Annotated in this window: 10 protein-coding genes; all 10 read left to right on the forward strand. The window is 43.4% G+C overall.

Annotated elements, in window-relative coordinates; all coding sequences use genetic code 11:
• Nucleotides 1–9 precede the first annotated feature (9 nt).
• The 10 genes from UB51_RS23745 to UB51_RS23790 all read left to right on the forward strand — a co-directional run bounded on the left by UB51_RS23745 (nt 10) and on the right by UB51_RS23790 (nt 20,476).
• Nucleotides 10–1,794: a VWA domain-containing protein gene (locus tag UB51_RS23745; RefSeq protein WP_044879428.1), complete on the forward strand. Its 1,785-nt coding sequence runs from the start codon at nt 10–12 to the stop codon at nt 1,792–1,794.
• 47 nt (nt 1,795–1,841) lie between these two features.
• Nucleotides 1,842–5,231, forward strand: coding sequence for a tubulin-like doman-containing protein (locus UB51_RS23750; protein ID WP_044879429.1), 3,390 nt, complete (start codon nt 1,842–1,844; stop codon nt 5,229–5,231).
• Nucleotides 5,232–5,234: 3 nt separating this feature from the next.
• Nucleotides 5,235–7,610 (forward strand): FtsZ/tubulin family protein, encoded by a 2,376-nt coding sequence (locus tag UB51_RS23755; RefSeq protein ID WP_044879430.1) that lies wholly within the window; start codon nt 5,235–5,237, stop codon nt 7,608–7,610.
• Between the two features lie 38 nt (nt 7,611–7,648).
• Nucleotides 7,649–8,929 (forward strand): vWA domain-containing protein, encoded by a 1,281-nt coding sequence (locus tag UB51_RS23760; protein WP_044879431.1) that lies wholly within the window; start codon nt 7,649–7,651, stop codon nt 8,927–8,929.
• Nucleotides 8,930–9,001: 72 nt separating this feature from the next.
• Complete coding sequence (locus tag UB51_RS23765) at nt 9,002–9,637, forward strand: hypothetical protein (protein WP_044879432.1); 636 nt, start codon at nt 9,002–9,004, stop codon at nt 9,635–9,637.
• 112 nt (nt 9,638–9,749) lie between these two features.
• Nucleotides 9,750–11,009 carry a TRAFAC clade GTPase domain-containing protein gene (locus UB51_RS23770; RefSeq protein ID WP_044879433.1) on the forward strand — a complete coding sequence of 420 codons (1,260 nt, stop codon included), beginning with the start codon at nt 9,750–9,752 and terminating at the stop codon, nt 11,007–11,009.
• Nucleotides 11,009–14,044, forward strand: a complete 3,036-nt coding sequence (locus tag UB51_RS23775; RefSeq protein ID WP_052676055.1) for a GAP1-N2 domain-containing protein — start codon at nt 11,009–11,011, stop codon at nt 14,042–14,044. The genes UB51_RS23770 and UB51_RS23775 overlap by 1 nt, the downstream gene beginning before the upstream one ends.
• Before the next feature lie 324 nt (nt 14,045–14,368).
• The gene (locus UB51_RS26650; protein WP_052676056.1) at nt 14,369–16,987 is read left to right on the forward strand and encodes a TerB N-terminal domain-containing protein; all 2,619 of its coding nucleotides are present in this window, start codon (nt 14,369–14,371) and stop codon (nt 16,985–16,987) included.
• Nucleotides 16,980–18,299: an ATP-binding protein gene (locus UB51_RS23785; protein ID WP_044879434.1), complete on the forward strand. Its 1,320-nt coding sequence runs from the start codon at nt 16,980–16,982 to the stop codon at nt 18,297–18,299. Before UB51_RS26650 ends, UB51_RS23785 begins: the two co-directional genes overlap by 8 nt.
• Complete coding sequence (locus UB51_RS23790) at nt 18,296–20,476, forward strand: DEAD/DEAH box helicase (RefSeq protein WP_044879435.1); 2,181 nt, start codon at nt 18,296–18,298, stop codon at nt 20,474–20,476. Before UB51_RS23785 ends, UB51_RS23790 begins: the two co-directional genes overlap by 4 nt.
• Nucleotides 20,477–20,483: the final 7 nt, after the last annotated feature.

Raw genomic sequence — 20,483 nt, forward strand, 5'->3', positions numbered from 1 at the left:
AGTAACACTATGCTTCGGAGAAACCAACTTACATTCCGTCTACTGATGGTCTTATCTTTATTGTTGATGCCGTTGTCTGGCAGACTGCCTGAAGCTTCGGCTGCTCAGCGGGCTTCACAAATTGATGCTATGCTCGTTGTGGATGCTAGTAATTCCATGAAGACGAGCGATCCTAATAAAATCGGTAATGAAGCGATGAAGATGTTTATTGATATGTTGTCAGCTCAAGGAGATAAGGTTGGGATTATTGCTTATACCGATCAGATTCAGCGAGAGAAGGCACTACTTGAGATAAAGTCAACGGCTGATAAAGAAGATTTGAAACAGTTCATCGATCAATTAGATCGTGGACCTTACACAGATACGGCAGTAGGGATCAAGGAGGCTGTCAAAGTTCTGCAGCAAGGATCTGACCCCTCCCATGAGCCAATGATCGTATTACTAGCGGATGGTAATAACGATTTCAACAAAACAAAGGGTAGAACGCAATCTCAATCGGATCAGGAATTGACTCAAGCCGTTGCAGATGCGAATAAGAGTGGTATCCCGGTCTATACCATTGGTCTCAATGCTGATGGAAAACTAAATAAGGATGCGCTTGCTCAGATCTCTAAGCAAACAAGCGGGAAAGCATTCTCAACAGATTCGGCAGATGATTTACCACAAATCTTAAGCGAAATATTTGCCAGCCATCTGAAGCTGAAGATTGTACCTATTCAGTCCATTAATGCGAACGGTAGTTATCAGGATGTAACGATTAATGTACCGAATAGTAACGTACTTGAAGCGAATATTTCTATCATGTCCAATAAACCTGTTGAAGTGAAGCTGATGGACCCAACAGGAGCTAGCAAGTCCATCCCAGCATCCGATATCTTATTCTCTGAGTCTAAGAGTTATTCTTTACTGAAGCTTCTTTCACCTGTAAAAGGTGATTGGAAGTTGCAGGTAAAAGGGGTAGCCAAAGACAAGATCGACATTAATCTTGTTTTTAATTACGACATGGAACTTACGATGGATCCTTTACCCAGCAAGGCCTATAAGAAGGGTGATAAGATCGATATTAAGTCCCATTTAGTTAGTGGTGGTCAGAATCTACAGAATAATGCGCTCTATAACAATATGACTGCTAAAATCATAGTGACAGATTTAGATACAGGTGACACCAAAGAGGTAGAAATGAACAATAGTGGCGATCTTTTTGAAGGTACTTATAAAGTAGCTGATCGACATGAATATGAGATTAAGGTTAGAGCAGAGGATAAAAGTTTTTACCGAGAGACAGAACCTGTGAAGATTAGTGCCAAAGCGGGTGGAGCAAGTACAAGCAACCCTTTGACAGGATCGGATGTGCCAGATAAGAAGTCATCTCCACTTCTGCCCATTATCATTGGTGTTATAGCACTCGCAGTGATTGCTGCAGCAGCCTATTTCATTCTAACGGCGATGAGAAAGGCGAACCGAGGTTTTGTAGGTCAATTGGTTGTTGAGATTCGTGATGAGAACACAGGCGAGAAAACATATCCACAGTATAAGAAATTGACTGCCTTCAAGGGTAAATTCAATCTTCATCAGGTACTACAGCTAGCGCCTGAATTGAAGGAAACGGACAAAATTATGTTCGTCCCAGGCAAAAATGATCGAATATTGCTGAAGAATGGCTCCACGGTGAATATAGAGAAATCAGGACGGGTAACGGATGCTACTCAAGGTCTTGAGCTGAAAAGTGGAGATCGGATCACGATTCCACTACAAAGTGTAGATAAGACCATTCTGATCGAATATCTGGTGTAACAAGCAATCGTAATCAAGGCAAAATATTTCCCTTAGGAGGAATTAATATGAAACCGATCGTTAGAGAGCATATACAGCAGTTAGATGTTTCGTTAGGTGGGGGAATTGTAAGTGACAAAATCCGGGTAGATACCATTGATAATCCGATTCTAATTATTGGACTTGGAGGTACGGGAATTGATGCGTTACTTCGTTTGAAATATCAAATTAACCGTCGGTTTAAGCTACCAGCAGATCCGCAGTCTAAGAAGAAACGGGATAAGCCCGACAATGTTGAATTTCTAGCTTTTGAGACGAATGAACAAGATCGTGCGAAGAAATACAAAGGGGTTGGACTTGACCCTATTAATGAATTCGTACTTCTATCGAACGCGGAGATTGGTGGACTTCTACAGAATCGTAGCATTCTGGAGCCCTACATTACAGATTGGTTATCACCTGAAATGAGTATTACAGACGGGATGAATGGAGCAGCGGGGGTGCGTCAAGCAGGCCGATTGCTGTTGTTTACGAAGATCAATCAAGTGGTTCAGGCCATCGATAAGAAGATCAAGACGCTTTCTGTGGGTACCAATAAGAAATTAATGGTGTTCTTGCTTACTGGTCTATCTGGAGGTACGGGCAGTGGTTGTTTCCTTGATATCGCGTATATCGTAAGAGGGATTATTGAGCGTGACCATGGATCAGCGGGAATTGATCGGGTTAACACCCTAGGGTATTTGTTTACACCGGATATCAATTTATCTAACAAGAGCTTAAGTGAGCATACCCGTGAATATATTAAAAAGAATGGTTACGCGGCACTCAAAGAGCTCGATTATTGGATGAACGTGGATAGCCGAGGAGAACGATTCCAGCAGAAGTATGGAAACATTCTAACGGTGAACTCGCCACTTCCGCCTTTTAATTTATGTCATTTGATTTCGGCGACGAATATGGAAGGTAAGCTGCTTGAGAATGCGTATGATTACTGCATGAATGTAACTGCTGAGAATATTACGAACTTTATGGCTAGTGAAGAGAAGGCTTCGGGTGAGGAATTCGCTATTCATGACTATATCAGCAACATTCGTACGAACATTGCACAGATGAACAAGGTATATCCAGCGAATTATGAATACAACATTATTGGGGCATCCTCTGCGGTTCTACCTATTGAAGAGATGACGACTTACTTGGCATACCGACTATTTGGCAAAATGGAGAAGATGTTTGAGAAAGCCCCTAGTCAAGATGATGTTGAGAATTTTGCTCGTAAGTTGGGTGTGGATCTCGACACCATGACTAAGACATTCGAATCTCGCGTACCTGAGCCACTTCCTGGTTATCAGAATAGTGAGCGACTCAGCTATAGTAATGTCGTGAAGACGCAGGTTGTGAATATGGATACAGAACTGGAACAGAATTTTCTTGCTCGTGCACGTGAGGAATATATTAAAGCTAAGAAACAGCTTCCAGGAGAGCTTGTAGAGCAGTTCACAGAGCAGATACGTAGAATATTCCTTCATCCAGAACAAGGACCATTCTACGTATCACGGCTTATTTATTCGGAAAAAGGCTTCAGCTTACTCAAAATGTTACTCTCTTATATTGAGGCATTACGTGAGAGCCTACACCGGATTCCGCGAGATATTGATGCAGCAAGAGAGCAAGCTAATGAGAGAATGGGCGATGCCAAGAGTGCATTCGTGTCTAAAGATAAGAAGAAGAATGTATATATTGAAGCTAAAATTAATGAATATTGGCTACAGGCTGATGTAGAGCGCACGGAACAGCTCATTGAGTTCTATGAAGATTTATATGATTTATTGAATAAGGAAAACAATCGCATTTATAACGTATTTACAGAAATTTTGAACGCATTGAATGCTATTTTCTCCAAAAACGGCGATATTCTACTAAGTGGTGACGAACAAGCAGATCACAAGGGTAACAAAACGTATTATTGGAATCTGGTCAGTGTCCCTGACATTTCTAAAGTGATCAGTAAGATGATGGGACAGAAAGATGTAGATGATCTGATCCGCGACTTTACATCGGAATTGTTGAATCACTCGGATCAGTGGGTTAGAGAACAAGACATTGACATTGTGAGCTCAATTTCTGATTTCCTAAGCGATAAATTCGGAGATTTAATTACGCAATCGATGGAAGATTTCCTAATTATGAAATATGGCGAGCAAGAATCGATTGAGAAATTGGTTGAACGAAATATTGCCAGCAAATTGAATGATGAAGCCGTTCCTGTATTCCATTTGAGCAATAGTTCAGGCAACTTATATTTCCCATCATGGGGTTTTGTTTCGGTGCCTGTGCAGTCGCCGAGCATTCTTAAGGGTATACGTAACTTCCAGAACAATAATGTCGGTAATGCGCACTTTACGATCAAAGAAAGTCAAGTGAAGAACCGTATATTCTGGTTGAATACGAAGAATGGGGTCCCTTTATTCGTCTATACACCGCTCAAAGTTTACGAGGAAAGCTATGAACGAACCATTCTCGATAAGGAAGGCATTGGACGTCATTTGGTTCAAACAGATGATATCAATTGGACATACCTTCCTTCACCCATTCCAGAAAAGTCATGGGGAGATACGTATTCGAACAGTCGTGTTAAAGGATACAATGCGCGTGTCCGTAATGAGTTTGATAGAGCGGTGGCATTGAAGGTTATTACAGCGAAGAGTATTGATCAGAATACGAGCAATCGTTATGCCGTTGTCATGACTGTACCTTTTGACTTGGAGGATACACTTTCTGGATATGATCTACAATTGAAAGTTCCTAAGCCTAATTTAGGTGAAGTGAAGCGGGCAATGAACGAGCTTAAACGATTACTTTCAGAAGGACTTGAGAAAGTAGCGACTAAAGATATTTTTAGTAGTATCTCAGAAGATTTCGCCAAGGAAAATCTTATACGTTCACCTGAACTGATTGCCCGAGTTCGTGAAGAATTAGCGAAATATGATGCCATAAGTACACAGTTGGCTGAATACGAGCAATTGCTAGGACTACATCAGGATGAGGATAAATGGCTGGACCAATTCATCGAAGCTCTCTATACAGAGACCATTACGAAGAAGGGTGCTCTCTATGTCTATGACCGAGATCCTGAAGAGGAAGCTTGGGAACCATTCGCCAATCTTATGAAGAGTCATAACTATGTGGAGTATGAGGTGTTCGAGCATTTCCGTAAATTGGATGAGAGAAGCAAGAGTACGCTGCTTCGGAAAGCATCACGCCGGGGTTCGGAATTAACATCATCCGAAGATATTGCTCCGCTTCTTACGAAGCTGGATACATTATATGAGACATTTCTGGATGGACGAGATCGGCTAGAGTACGAGAAGATTGAGTTGGCTAATGGAGAAGAAACATACCAATTCTACAAACAAATGTTAGCTAAACTAAACGACATTCGAAGAAAGTTGAAATAAACCATGAGAGAGTTACTGCAACGATTCGCTACTGAATATGCGGCAGCAGAGGATAAACTGAACGGTAGAGATGACGATCAGAGTAGTATTCATTATCCTACTGTATATTTGTTCATCGGAGATAAGGTTGCTGACGCGATTGAGCCGATTATGAGTATTCATGATAAGAAATGGGATAATAGCGCAGGTGTCATGTATGTTCATATGGCAACTGAAGGTGGGAAGGCGAGTTATATTAACACCGAGGCCCAATCACGGCTACACAGGTTCGAACTGCCCATGGTCATTGATGCTGCTCAGGCTACAACGCTTCGTAAAGATTTGTACACCCGTCTTTACGAGAATGAACAGTATCTATTAGAGCTGAATCGTACGTTCAGACAGGTCAGTCATAATATAGCGGATTACGGCCTTATGTACTCTTCATTTGATCGGATCCATCTTTCTTTCATTACGCGGGTCGATGACCCGCTTAATGTGTTCATTCCGGAAATATCAATGCTGGCGGAGTCTATCTTCAGTCAATCCTTTAAGTCAGTGCAGATGGATCTATATGGATTGATCAGTGAACGAGAGGTTGAATCGTTCGGGTATACGCATTCCGTTGGTATTGCATTCTTACGTGAACTGGAATATATGCAACAGAGCGATTATACGTTCTCGGCGCCATTACATGTCACGGAGGATGGGATTTCTATTGCTGTAACGCATTCCCCATCCCCATTGTTTGATCTTGTATATTTACTATCAGACAAGAACGAGCGCGGTATATCCTCGGTTGGTGATATGCAGGATAATTATGAGATTATCTGTCAGGTGAGCCTACTCAAGAATCGCAAGCAGAAGGAAGCTCAGTATCATTCAGGAAACCATAGCTACAATAACATGTCTTTCAAGAATAATATGATGTCCGAATCAGGACGGCAGGGTTATGTATCTGCGGGTTTCTCCAAAGTGAAACGTCCCAATCAGTCCATTGCATTGACGGTTCTATATCATTTCTACAGACAGATGATCTTGCGGATGAAGCATGGTGTGTCATTCCAGAGCAAGGAGAAATTAACTTTTTTCGGAGTGGATTCGCGTTCTACATGGGCTCGTGTAGATGCTCTTATGCCAGATGAGGGTAAGATTGAGGAAATGACTGGGATCATGAGCCATCAGGTAAGTTTTAATTCCTTGAAGCGTATGACACTACGCGAAGCAGAACAGGCTTTATATGGGGATGGTTGTGATGTTTATTTTCACAATAATTACGTAAGGGAAATTCAAGAGCGTCTTGAAGGTATTCATGTGGCTACAGATTTGAATCAAGCAGTGAAGAAGCATATGCTAGAGCATCCTCAGATTGGCTTTTTTCAAGTGGCTGAATGGAGCGATGAGCTGAGTAGTGAAGGTGTCATCCAAGATTTGCGAGCTACGATACGAGAGTTGATAAGTCAGGTAGAGTCTGCCAAAGCAGAACTTGCCCAATATTATCAGGAGTCAGTTGAGGAGCAGTCTTTTCCACGTGTGCCTCTAATGGATAAGCATAATCTACGGAATTTCATTCGCTATTTTGTCGAAACCGTATATCGTAGAAAACTGGCGATTGTACGGTTGGAAACAGAGCTTACCCTCCTTCGTCGTTATGAGATAGAGTTAACACGTATGCATGAGCACTATAAGCGGCAAGTGGAGAAAATGGAGAAGCTAGAAGATACGCTTCGAAGAAGCGCCATTGAGAGCATAAACAGAGCAGATGACTATATCGGGCAGAACATTCTTGAATATTATGAGCGCGTAACGGATGGGATCATCAGAGATATTGAAGCGAAACGTGGTCCTTCTGTATTCTTCGAAGATCGTTATATGGGGAGTGTGACGGAATTACTGGATGCTGGATTAGAGCATTTGGTAGCACGGCTTATTGAGATATGTCGGAACAATCTGTTAACATCTGAACCCTTTGCTCAGACATTTGAGGAGGAACTATTGCGTCGTGCTAATGTCACGATTGATTATAGTAATACACAAGTGCTCTCTAAAGATGAATTATTCAAGAAATTGTATCGTACACTGGAGGATCATGCGGCCATTAATTTAAGATTGCTGGATTATACGCATGAGCATCGTTATGAAGAAAAGTATTTCATCGGTGACGCTGAGAGTGAATTCATCCGTTACTCTCTTGGTGCGGATGAGACTTCTCGTATTTATAAGTTAGGCTACGTTCATGAGAAACGCAGCAGCGGCGTGGAGAAATTGAATCTCATGGGAGGTTTCCACGTAGAAGACTTAATGTACTACAGAAACGGCAAGATTTATTATGAGAGTTATGTGCAGAACGGCTATGAGTTCCATGGGGTGGACCCTGTAAAGCTTCCGGAACTACGATAAGTGAGTTGAATTCCATTATGGAAAGGATGCTTTAAAAGATGCAACGTAAAATTAATCTGCTCCTCTTGTTATTCAGCCTAATCGGAGGTGCCATTGGCTTTGTCATTGGGGAATTACTATTGAGTAACTTGTATGAAGATTGGCCAGGAATGGTAGTCATTGGATTGTATTTCGGTATTCTTGCTTTCTTCATCGGTCTCTTCTGCCTTATTGCAGAAATGATTAATCCTAGGCTCAGTGGTCCCTCATGGCGTCAAAGATATATGGGGGCTTCATGGAAGTGGCTGGTACCTGCAACGTTAGTAGCGGTATTTGGACTAGGACTTCTATTTGAATTCCTATATCAAATCAATCCAGGCAGTGTGAAGTCAGTCCAGAATATCGTACTTGTGATCGATAACTCAGGTAGTATGAGTGAGACGGATCCTAACGATGGACGATACACGGCTGCTAAGAGCTTAGTTGATAAAATGGATAGCAAGAAACAAGTCGCTGTCGTTGAATTTAGTGATGAAGCTAAGCTGGTACAACCTTTCATTCAGCTGAAGAATCAAGCGAATAAAGACGAGGTCTATGGCACGATAGATTCACTAGTGACTTCAGATGGTGGCACTAATTTTAAACTGGCTCTACAAGAGTCATTGAAGCATATTGAAGAGCAGCAAGATCCAGGCCGTGGCACGATGGTCATTCTTCTATCCGATGGATTCAGTGAGATGGATCTGAGTAATGATCTTGCGGGCTATCAACAGCACAATATTGTGATTAATACGATTGGTCTGAGTGTAGTTAACGGCGCGGGCTCAGGATTGCTGAATGAGATTGCTTTAAGAACAGGTGGAAAGTATTACGATGTAACCAATGCAGATGAGATTTCGACTATTTATCAGACCATTTATAACAACATTGGTGATCGTACTCTAGTGACAGAGCGTACAGGACCCACTCAAGATAGCACGTACTACATGGTATTTCGGATTGTAGCTTTAACTTTGATCGGATTAGCGATTGGACTATCCTTGGGGCTTATATTTGATAATCGTTATTTTGCTCGGAGTTTCGGCACGGGTGGTGCCGTGGCAGGGGTGTTAGCAGGTCTACTCTTAGAGTTCGGTTTGAGTGGTCAATCGCCTTCAGATAGCATTACACGTCTGTTAGCATGTCTTATATTAGCAGGTGTCATTGCCATCTTCACCTTTATTATTCCTGTTAAAGAGAATGGGAGAATTCAAGAGGGTGGGCAGCGTCCAGGTCGTGCAGGTGTGAATAGCGGCAGAGGGTTATCTGGGCGTGATCAAGGTAGTAGTAAGGGATTCTAGTTAAAGAGGTTTCCTTCTCTGTGCTGAATAGTCGACTTTTCGAACACGAACTTATAGGGAGGCGGATAAGTGATGCAATATATCCACGCGGACTCATCGACTCCAAGCATACGTGAACTGACACATCAAATGGACGAAGACCGCTGTACATTGCGCTGGCGGTGGCCAGAAGGGGTACAGGCGGTCTATATATATCGGACGGCTGCGGATCAGCCTATCGAGGATGAACCTGTGGTGAGTAGGATGAAGTTGTATACCAGAGATGAGTACAAGGCCAACAATGGCTATCATGAACGGACACAGGATATTGGTCGTTGGGTATATACGGTGTTTGCGAGTTGGATGGATGGTCATGAACCTGTACTCATTCGACAAGAGGATGGGCTCAACCGGAAGGAAATCAGCACGGGTAAAGCTCGGATTATATATTCAATCAAGCAGAAGAGTAGTTTTTTTCAGAAATACAAAACGATACAAATGCGAGTAACGACAGAAGTCACCATCCACAAAGAGGTGCTATGTTATGTTAAGAAGCAGGGAAGCTATCCCGCGAATAAGTCCGATGGAACGGTGTATCCCTTCGTGCAGCATTTCAGCCCAGGTAAAACAATCTTGCCTATCATTGAGGTAGGTAAAAATGACTTTGTACGTTTGTTTTTTACGGATGGACCCAAATACGGGGCCATGTATGAATTAATTCCGGAGTAAGTTTACTTCGTGAAACTTTGTTTATGCTTACGAAGTGAGTTTTACTTCGTAAAACTTTTGCTTATGCTTACGAAGTGAGTTTTACTTCGTAAAACTTTTAGGAGGACAACACATGGGTATTTTCGATATGTTCAAAAAGAAGCCTCAGGAAGAGCCGCGGCCGCTGTTTTACGATATTGTGTGCCCGTATTGTTTCGAGAAGTTTTCACCAGAGGATGTCGTATTTCGCGCAGCACATCATCGTGAGGATGATGAGGATTATGCATTAGGCGAGGACGACGCTCTGAATAAATACCGTGAACGGTTCGGGCTTGATACGGTAGACGATATTGAAGCCATTATCCGTCCAAACAGTATTCCAGAAGAACATCAGATGTACTCGGACAATGTGTTAGTGGGACTTAATGATCGCTATGGCATAGTTACACGGAGAAGACTTTGTCCTAACTGTCATAATGAGCTTCCTGTGACAGCGGGTAAGGTGCCAAGTAATATTATATCTATTGTCGGTGCATCTCAAGTGGGTAAGTCAGTGTACATGACGTCATTAATCCATACGCTTCAGAATACAACAGCTGATCATTTCAATGCGGCTTGTATGCCACTGAATGCTGAGATAAGTCGTAAGTTCCGTACCTCGTTTGAGGAGCCTTTATTTGAGCGTGGTGATCTTCTTGCTTCAACGCAAAAAGAGAAGATGCAGGAACCTTTTATTTTTCAATTTGTATTTAAAGATGAATCTAAGCCACCACTGACACTTGTGTTCTTTGATGTTGCAGGTGAAGGTATGGTCGATCAAGATTATCTGGGCCTTCATGGTCAGCATATCAAGAATTCTGCGGGTATATTGTTCATGGTTGATCCACTCCAAATCCGCTCTATTCGAGAGAAAATCCGTATTAAATTCGGTGATTCTGAAGGGGGATGGGTATCCCAATATGATGAGCCACGGGATGTGGTACTGACGATGTTCGGGGATTTCATTGCTTATGAAGAGAAGGGCAAGACTAACATTCCCACCGCAGTTGTACTCACTAAGAGTGATATGTTGCACTCGTTGAAGGATGAAGATGGCGAGTATATTAAATCTAACAGTAATGTGTTTAATAATATGGTGCATCGGAATTGGCTGAATCTCACGGAATTTGAGAATATTGATGGGGAAATCCGCCGTTTCATTGAGAAGGTCGATCGTCCGTTCAAAGGTACGATGGATGTGTATTTCTCCAATGCAGCTTATTTCGCTGTATCAGCACTCGGAAGTAATCCGGTAAATCAGAAGCTAGATGGGGTAGCCAGCCCGATTCGGGTGGATGAACCGTTCATTTGGCTACTCTATCAATTGAAATATATTGAGGGGAGAGAGGAATAGTGACTCAGACAACACCCCACAAGATTCAGCAGCAGTTGTACACGCGTGAGAGACGCGGAATTTTTCGCTCAGCCGAAGGGTTTGATACGATTGCTAGATCGAAGGGATTGGATCATTCATTTATTAAAAAGATACTACATCCCTTCTGCTTGTACGATGCACCGACAGAGTTATCTGCGCGTGGTGAGAAGGATACATCTTTATATCCGGATGCTATCCATCTATTTCATACGGATGCTGGGCAGACCGTACTTGGGCGTAGTATTTACCAGGCGACAGATTTCACGGGACTCCGTAGCGCCTTTTTTACACATAACTATGTGATTCCGAAGGAACGTTCGGAGGAAGTGGTTCACAATTATTCTACTTGGCTTCATGCTGAATTTGTAGATAGCTATGACATTGAACTGGGTATCGATATTCCTGATTTAGATCAAGTGCCATTATTAGCTGGACGCTCTAATCAAGGGGAACTGAGCCCAATTGAACGACTTGCGAGTCTAAATATCAATGAGAAAATATTCAAGCAGCTCTTATTTGCAGTGATGACCGCCTCTTCAAGTAAGAAAAAGGTTTATGTTGCCTTAGACGTGCCTGCACAGCAGATATCAGCTAAAGCAACGCAGTTACTTGAAGTGTTATACGCGAGTCTACCTTATGAATTTAGAAGGCAACTCGGATTCATGACTTATGCGAACGAACCTCAGAGCAAAAAGGGTGTTCATCTGATGTTCGTAGAGAGAAGTAGTTTACGAGCGAACGATCGTAATACAGAGAAGGATTTCACATTCGATCTACATACGCAGCGTGTAACGAATGCAGATCTTGAAGTAAGTAAACTGCCTTATCTAGATTTCATATGGAGTAATCTGAGTTCCCCAGATCGTGCAGAGCAGTTCTATCAATTCGCTGATACGATGCTGTCGGATCTGGGCTTGATGCGTAGAATGGCTATATCTAGCTACCAAGAACTAGCGCTCTTTTTTCAGATTGAGGAAGGAAACGTGGTCCTCTTCAACGAGAGCAAGGGTGCAATATTGAGGGGACTTCTGGAATACATATCTCCTCCGGGAGCGCTCTCTGTCAAAATGCGGTTAAATGATATTTATCTTGCTGCTTTTGATCGTGAGTTTGATCTGATTAAGCAGGGACATGTGCCAGATATTGCAGTTGTGGAAGCTTTCAAAGATTATTACCCGATAAGCGGTAGAAATAACGAAGGTAAAATCGTACGTTATTTCATAGTTGCTATTAACAATGCGATATCTCAAAAGCGCAAGGATGTGGCGACTTCTTTCTATTCAATGATTGAAAGTCATCCTCCACTAAGCAAGACATTTTTTGATATGGTATTTGCAGGTGGTCTATCTAAGCAGCTATTTGAACCGTACATTCAGCAGAAATTTACGGCAGCTCCTAAACCGAAAGATGTGATGAAGCTCGTAGGAATATGGGGTAAAGCGCATCCAGCGGTACTAAGTAACGCTAATTTCATAGATATGGCTAAGTCTCACATACAGGACAAGCTTCGGCGTGATCCCCAACCCGTATCCGCTGTTAATGCGCTTTTAGATCAGCAGCAACAGGTGGAGCGAGAGTGGAGGGGGACAGGATCTAATCCTGATGTGGACTTGTTAGATCAGCTTGCCTATGTGGCTAATTTATTCCTGTTAACGGAGATGAGCCTAGATAAGATCACTAAGGATCAGCTCTTGAGTATTCATTTCTTGAAGCAGCGAGCAGAGGTTAAGGCTTGGGCTGCGAAATTTGAACAACGAGTGCAATCGAACGCCGCGGTTATGCTTGCCGCTTATTCATGGTTTGGCGAGAGCCATCCAGATGAGCGTGTATTTAACGGACTTACGCCGATGGAAATGGATCGTGTGCAGGAGCTAGGTTGTCAGTGGCTACAGGAGCATGTGAATACAGAGGAATTCGAACGAATAACGTTAGCTTTCTATCAAGGCGGAAGAGCAGGACTTAACTACTCCGGATTGTTGAACTTTGTACTTAAGCACGGTAGGAACAAAGAGATGGTGTACGAGTTCATGGAGTGGTCGGCCAATCAGCCATTGTTTACGCAAGATCGTAGGCTGACCCCTGCCTACGCTTCAGCGATCGTATCTTATTTCAAAAAGCATGATCGAGATGCCTTCAAGAAACGTGACCTTGTGAAGCGTTACTTCAATTCACCAAGTCCTGTGCTGAAATCGGCCTATTCGAAAGCTAAAGTGGAGCTATCTTCTCCATTGGCTAGGTTAATACATCGTAATAAAAGAAAATTGTTTCTCTCGTCAGCTGTGATAGGTGTGCTGGTTATTGTTGTAGTCGGAGGGATGTTCGCCCTGAAAGCTGCGGGTGTATTTGACAAGGAGGAACCCCCTGTTGTCGCAACTCAACCTGTTACACCCTTAGAACCAAACATACCCGTATCAAGTGGTCCTGAAGTGGTAGTATATGCTGAGCAAATTAAAGCCACTGCTGATAAGCAGGGGGAGACGAAGCTTGTGTTTCTTTTCAAAGAGGCTGGAACTTGTCAACAATTTAAAGGGGATAAGGTGACTATTGAATCCGCAGATGGATTAGAATCAGAAGCTTATTCTGATCTAGAGCCTGAAGTGACATGTGAAGTTGTACCCGAGGCTACTATGATAGAGGGCAAGGGTGATACGAATAGTAGTCATTCTACGGATAATAAGATAACACCAGACCCGAAGGATAACATGACAGGTGAGGATGCTGGGGAATCAGCAACAAAGGAATTGGATGTGAGTAAGGAACTTGATGCAGATCAGGCTGATCTTTCTTCAGAAGATGCTGTTACAACAGATAAGGATGCTGAGAAGGTCAAGAATCCTGCTACAGATAAGGAAGAGGTTGAGTCCAAAGAGAAAACTCCTCTTACTCTGAAGTTAAGCGATTATAAGAGTTCAGTCACTTTAACGTTGAAGAAATTAACCCAAGAAATTCCGATGGACAGTACGATCGAAGTAAGTGGACAGAAGTATACATTAGTGGAGAAGCCTGCGGAGTAACGCAGGCTTTTTAGTTCGAGTATAAGAAAGTATAAGTTTTCACTATACTTTGCTTATATTTCTACAAGAGGCGGTTACCGTCCCTAAGGACGGAGAAACCGTTTCTTTTTGGTTGGGTAAGACTTTTATTATATTTGCATCAATATCCATTGGATCATAAAGAGTGTTATAATCATTATCACAATATATTCGGAACATAAGGGGCATATGAATGTCAATTGCGCAAAGAATGATTATGAAGAGACCTAGCATTGTGTCATTGCAAGTTAATGATCGTCGGGTTTTTTTGTTATATATAGATGGGTTAGGAACGGGGGACCTTGTATGAGTGAGGATAAGGAACCGAAGCTAGGTGTATATCCTATGGATGAGAATTCAGAGTTGATCCTGAAAGGGTACACAGAAATGAGTAAGGGTGTGGGGACAGCATTTGCAATTCCTGTATTAACGGTAGGAGATCAACGGTTTAATGCTGCGGATATCTCGCGAGAGATTAGACCGGGTGTAGATATCGTTAGGGTAGGAAACAGAGACATTCCCGTTGATCAGCTTAGGGAGCTAGGAATAGGTCTGATGGGGCGAACGATTCATGGTGCACTCATGGATAAACCGTACAAATTGACACCGTTAGAAGTGATTTATCGTGGAAGTGAGCGATTGCAGGGTGCTTGGAGTCGGATTGAATTTCCCGATCTAGTATGGCCTTACGGTGGCGAACATCCTGTGTTGGAGCATTTGGAATTTTTGTCGAAGTGGGGCCTGAATGGTGGCATAAAGGGTGGGGCACTCCATCATGCAGTGGAACTCCGTATGTTCATGGAATATACGGTGCTCAATTACCCAGAAGCAAGGGTATTAGTTGTAGGGAAGAAGAATTTATTAGACAAGCTGAAGGTGATGTGGCATGAGCTGGACGCACTTTGGCTTGTGGGTACCCAGAAGCCGGAAGCTGTATTGGAGAACATAACGAATAGTATTGTGATCGCAGCACCTAATGTGGCCAAGCAGGCGATAGTGCAGACGATATCTTTTGATATCATGATCATGCTCGAACCAGACGATCTAACGAAAAGCACAACGACCCAGATGTACAAACAACTAAAGCGTATGAAGTCTCGAATCAAGCTGGCGGTTTATTCTGAAGAAGGATATGTGACACAACCGAAGGTTTCAACCGTTCACATGAATCTATTGAAGATAAGTGATTATACCCTACAACAGTATGCAATATATAATCCTAAGCATCCAAGAAAAGAGCTACCGAGGGCTTACCAAAGGATGCAGAGTACACCGACACCTGTCCCATCCCCGTCGTTACATTTGACCGAAATAGATGTGGGTATGGTAAAGGATCAGAAAGGATCACCGATTCCGCGTAGAGAAGCAGGACATGCACCTTTGCCAGTATTACCATTACAGCAATTACCTGTGCAGACTGCAATGCATGACCTTGCATCCTTATTTAAATCTGTACCGAATATGAATAAGTTAGGCTCTGTACCGGAACATCGATTCACTAGGAGAGCGAGGGAGCTGGTAGATCGCACAGAGTCCTACGCATTATTCGTACCCTACATGAATTATTGGCCCACCTATGACAGCATGACTGCAGTCCAGTCCAAGTGGTATTTCTACTGGAGAGGAGCGGTAAGACGTGGTGAATATCCAGATACCGATCTTTCTTATATTTTCCTATATGTCTATGAGCTGATTAACGGTGTGGGATGGAGTGATGCTGTTGATGGCTATCATTTGATGGTGGCTGTATGGGTAGCTTACCGTGAGCGCCATTTGAAGCTGAATGACTACTTGATCAATTGGATCGCGGATTATGTACTAGTCCATCAACTGGATGTTTCCTTAGATATTTTTGATGATGTACTACACCAATTGTCAGGTGATTTATTAGAAATAGAGATGGCGCGTAGATTTAATGCCGATCCACTAGATATTCCATTTCCTCTGATGCGGAAACTGTCAGATTATGATATAAGCAAAAGTAAGTTTTATAATGAAGGTGGTAGTGCGCTCTTTGAAGAATATGCACCTAAAGTGCTGACCTTAGTTGACTCCTATGTATTGAAGCAGCAAAATATGCGACTAATTAACATATTCTATCCGGGGTTACCTCTGGAAAAAGAAAGATTTGTATTCCGTAGTGCGATGTATGATGATTCGCTATTCGGCGGTACGATTACTGTACATCTAACTCGAATTAGTGAGCATATGCCTTTACGTGAATTCATGACTCAATTAGTTAGAGTGATCGAGAATAAGTTGCGAGAAATACGTAATTTTAAAGGTAAATTACGTGGAATTGAGATCGAGCCTGAGATTGAAAGATTGGTGTCCCGTTACTTAGATCGTGAGCTGAATGCATTGCCAATTAGAGAACAGAAGGGGCCTGCTGTTGTTATTGATGCAGAGAAGTTAGCTCAGTTGCAGCAGGATTCAGAATTCGTTCGGGACATTCTAACCGTAGATTTGGATGATACAAGTCAGGATGAGACACATCTAGAACCTATGGAGACAGAGGAGTCTTTCAACGGGGAAATATGGAAAGCGGGTGATCTGCAGGCACGGTATGTCAACGATAACGATAATGAGATGGATGTCGAGTCTGAGATCGAGCCTATGGCGTCTATATCGCCTATGTCATCTATTTCATGGGATACTACGGGTATTCCTGAGGAATGGCAACAGTGGGTACAAGCTTTAAGTTCTAGTGACTTGGAGGCTCTATATGTGCTTAAGCAGGGTCTGGGTTACTCTGAATTGCAACGTATCGCTCAGAATGTAGGTACGATGCCGGAGCTATTGCTGGATGGTATTAATGAAGTCGCGATGGACATGCTTGGCGATCTTGTGATCGATGGAGATGACTTAATGGAAGAGTATGTGCCACTCTTCGCAAAATTAACAAGAGGTGAACCTTATGAGTGAAGTCAAAATTCCGAGAAGAATGACAACGGCCCTCGTCAATTCATTAACCGCAGGTGTGGTACCTAGAATTGGACTGGAGCATATTGCCGTTGGGCGTAAATATGAGGTTGAGGCTATACTGCGTGATATGGATAATGTCGCTGAAGGTGGCGCCACATTTAAGCTGATTACAGGTCGTTATGGTAGCGGCAAAAGCTTCTTATTACAAATGATTCGTAATTATGCGATGGATCGTGAGTTTGTTGTCGCAGATGCGGATCTATCCCCTGAGCGTAGATTGGTGGGCACCAAAGGGCAAGGACTGGCAACGTATCGTGAGCTAATTACCCACCTATCTACGCGGACTAGACCGGATGGGGGAGCGCTTGAAGTCATTTTACAGAAATGGATTTCTTCCATCCAGCAGGAGGCAATGAAGGAGCTAGGTCTGCGTCCTAATGATGCTGCCTTGAATCAGGAAGTGGAGCAGAGGATTTTTGCAATAACAGGACAGATGCATAATTTAGTACATGGGTTTGATTTCGCTAAAGTGCTGGCGATGTACTGGAACAGTTATAAGTTAGCCGATGATGAGGGGAAACAAGCAGCGCTTCGATGGCTTCGAGGGGAATTCGCTACAAAGACGGAAGCCAAGAAGGAAATGGGTGTTGGGGTCATCATTAATGATGATAATTGGTATGACTATATGAAGTTATGGTCTGAATTCGTGGCTCATATTGGCTATAAAGGGTTGCTGCTCTTTATTGATGAAGGCGTGAATCTTTATAAAATTACGAATAGTGTTTCTCGTCAGAGTAACTATGAGAAGCTGTTAATGATGTTCAATGATACGATGCAAGGGAAGGCAGAACATCTGGGTATATTCATGGGCGGGACACCGCAATTTGTAGAAGATACGCGGCGAGGACTCTATAGCTACGATGCACTTCGTTCACGATTGGTGGAGGGGCGTTATGGTTCGGAAGGTCTGAAGAATTACACAGGGCCGATGATTCGATTGGATATGCTGTCGCACGAAGAAATATTAATTTTGTTACAGAAGTTGAGAAGTATTCATAGCATGCAATATGGATACACCGCTCAGTTAACAGATGATCAGCTTGTGCAATTTATGGAGCTTGCGGTCGGCAGAATGGGAGCAGATGAATTACTCACCACGCGGGAAGTCGTAAGAGATTTCATGGATCTACTCAATACGTTATATCAGAATCCAGAGAAGTCGTTCGATGATCTAATTGGAGAGAGAACGATTCTCTCAGCAACCGAACATCCGGATGAAGTGAACGATTTCCTTGCAGAGTTTGAGCTATGAGCGATAACCCCTTTTATAGATTAGCGCCATTTATTCAAGAATATATCTATAACAAAAGATGGGATGAGCTACGTGAAGCTCAAGTCGAAGCTTGTCGTGTTCTATTCGATACACCGAATCACTTACTCATCGCATCGGGGACTGCATCAGGCAAGACCGAGGCCGCTTTCTTCCCAGCTTTGACAGAGCTTCATGAACGGCCATCGAGGTCTGTAGGGATACTGTATATTAGTCCATTAAAAGCACTGATTAATGATCAATTCGAGCGCTTGAATGATCTGTTAAGAGAGGCAAGAATTCCTGTGTGGCATTGGCATGGGGATGTATCGCAAGGAGAAAAAACAAAGTTGATGCGCAAACCGTCAGGTGTATTGCAAATCACACCCGAATCGCTTGAAGGATTGCTGATGAATCGACCTAATGCTATTCCTGCGTTATTTAATGATCTTCGTTACATCATTATTGATGAGGTTCATGCTTTTATGGGTTCCGATCGGGGGATTCAGGTGCTGTGTCAGCTGACTAGAATCGAACGTATGGCTTACTGTACACCGAGAAGAATTGGTCTATCTGCGACGCTCAGTGACTATGATGCCGCGACAGATTGGCTAGGTGCAGGGACAGCGAAGCCTGTTGAAGTGGTTGCTCCACAGGGCGGACGCAAGTTGAAGCTAAGTGTGGAACATTTCTCATTCCCCGATGCTCGTAACGAGGAGCAGGCGCAAATGCTGGAGATGGCTCGGCAAGCCTACCATGATTATATTTATGACCATACGCATCGTAAAAAAGCTTTGGTCTTCACTAATAGTCGCTCTGACGCTGAATTAATGACACTTGAACTACGCCGTATTGCTGCGAAACGTCACGAGCCTGACGTGTTCTATGTGCATCATGGGAGCATCTCAGCCATGCTCCGTGAAGAGGCAGAAGCAGCGCTACGCACAGGTTATGGTCCTGCGGTAGCTGCAGCCACCCTGACGCTTGAGCTGGGGATTGACCTAGGCGAGCTTGAGCGAGTCGTGCAGTTAGGCGCACCCTACAGTAGCTCTAGCTTCGTGCAACGACTGGGACGTTCGGGTCGCAGGGGGAGTGCTCCATCTGAAATGTTGTTTGTATGTCCCGAAGAGGAGGATGAGGAAGCTCAGCTTCCTGCTCGCATGCCATGGACACTGCTACGAGCGATTGCAGTCATTGAGCTATATGTGCGAGAGAAGTGGGTGGAGTCGTTGACAACGCGGCAGATGCCGATTGGTTTACTGTATCATCAGACTATGAGCGCACTTAAAAGCTTAGGGGAAGCAACACCAGCAGACCTTGCACGGGCCGTACTAACGTTACCTTCTTTTAAGCAGATAGAGCCTAGTGATTATAGAATATTCTTGAATTATTTACTGCAAACCGATCATATCCAGCGGACAGAGGAAGGCTCGCTCATCATCGGACTTATGGGTGAGCGGATCGTGAACAATTTTCGCTTTTATGCTGTGTTCAAAGATGATGAAGAGCATGCAGTATACAACGGTACAGAGGAGATTGGCTCCATTACGACAGTTCCCCCTCCAGGGTATTGCTTCTCGTTGGCTGGGAAGCTGTGGAAGGTGGAGGAAGTAGATACGAAGCATAAAGCCGTTTATGTTAAATCGGCACGGGGAAAAGTGGACACGCTTTGGCTGGGGGCAGGAGGAGATGTACATACGCGTGTCGTGCACAAAATGCGCGAGATATTGGCGGATGATGTCATTTATTCCTATCTAGCACCAAACGCAGTTAACCGTCTGGAGCGAGCACGCCGGCTTGCGCGCGAGAGTGGAATGCTGAAAAGTATCGTGATTCCGGCAGGGGGAGATTCATTATTCGTGATGCCCTGGATTGGGAGTAAGCAATTCCGTACATTAGAGCGGCTTATTAAGAATAACTTGATGGATAAATTAGCCTTGCGCTCGGTTATTCCGATGGAGCCGTATTACATGGTTGTATCCGGTAGGACGAATGCGGAGAACCTTCTGGGGCAGATTCTAGCAGAGTGCTCAAGCTGCGAAGACCCTATTACTTTATTGGCCCCAGAAGAAGCGCCCTATTTAGGGAAATATGACGAATTTGCACCTACGGAGTTAATACGTAGAGCCTTTGCAATCGATGGACTTGATGTAAGTGGATTGAATGAAGCTTTGCGTTAATGTGAAG

The organism is Paenibacillus sp. IHBB 10380 (assembly GCF_000949425.1).
Classification (GTDB): Bacteria; Bacillota; Bacilli; order Paenibacillales; family Paenibacillaceae; genus Paenibacillus_AQ.

Excerpts from the sequence above, each read along its gene's own strand:
- UB51_RS23745 (WP_044879428.1), top strand. The coding sequence starts at position 10 with ATGCTTCGGAGAAACCAACTTACATTCCGTCTACTGATGGTCTTATCT.
- UB51_RS23750 (WP_044879429.1), top strand. The coding sequence starts at position 1,842 with ATGAAACCGATCGTTAGAGAGCATATACAGCAGTTAGATGTTTCGTTA.
- UB51_RS23755 (WP_044879430.1), top strand. The coding sequence starts at position 5,235 with ATGAGAGAGTTACTGCAACGATTCGCTACTGAATATGCGGCAGCAGAG.
- UB51_RS23760 (WP_044879431.1), top strand. The coding sequence starts at position 7,649 with ATGCAACGTAAAATTAATCTGCTCCTCTTGTTATTCAGCCTAATCGGA.
- UB51_RS23765 (WP_044879432.1), top strand. The coding sequence starts at position 9,002 with ATGCAATATATCCACGCGGACTCATCGACTCCAAGCATACGTGAACTG.
- UB51_RS23770 (WP_044879433.1), top strand. The coding sequence starts at position 9,750 with ATGGGTATTTTCGATATGTTCAAAAAGAAGCCTCAGGAAGAGCCGCGG.
- UB51_RS26650 (WP_052676056.1), top strand. The coding sequence starts at position 14,369 with ATGAGTGAGGATAAGGAACCGAAGCTAGGTGTATATCCTATGGATGAG.
- UB51_RS23785 (WP_044879434.1), top strand. The coding sequence starts at position 16,980 with ATGAGTGAAGTCAAAATTCCGAGAAGAATGACAACGGCCCTCGTCAAT.
- UB51_RS23790 (WP_044879435.1), top strand. The coding sequence starts at position 18,296 with ATGAGCGATAACCCCTTTTATAGATTAGCGCCATTTATTCAAGAATAT.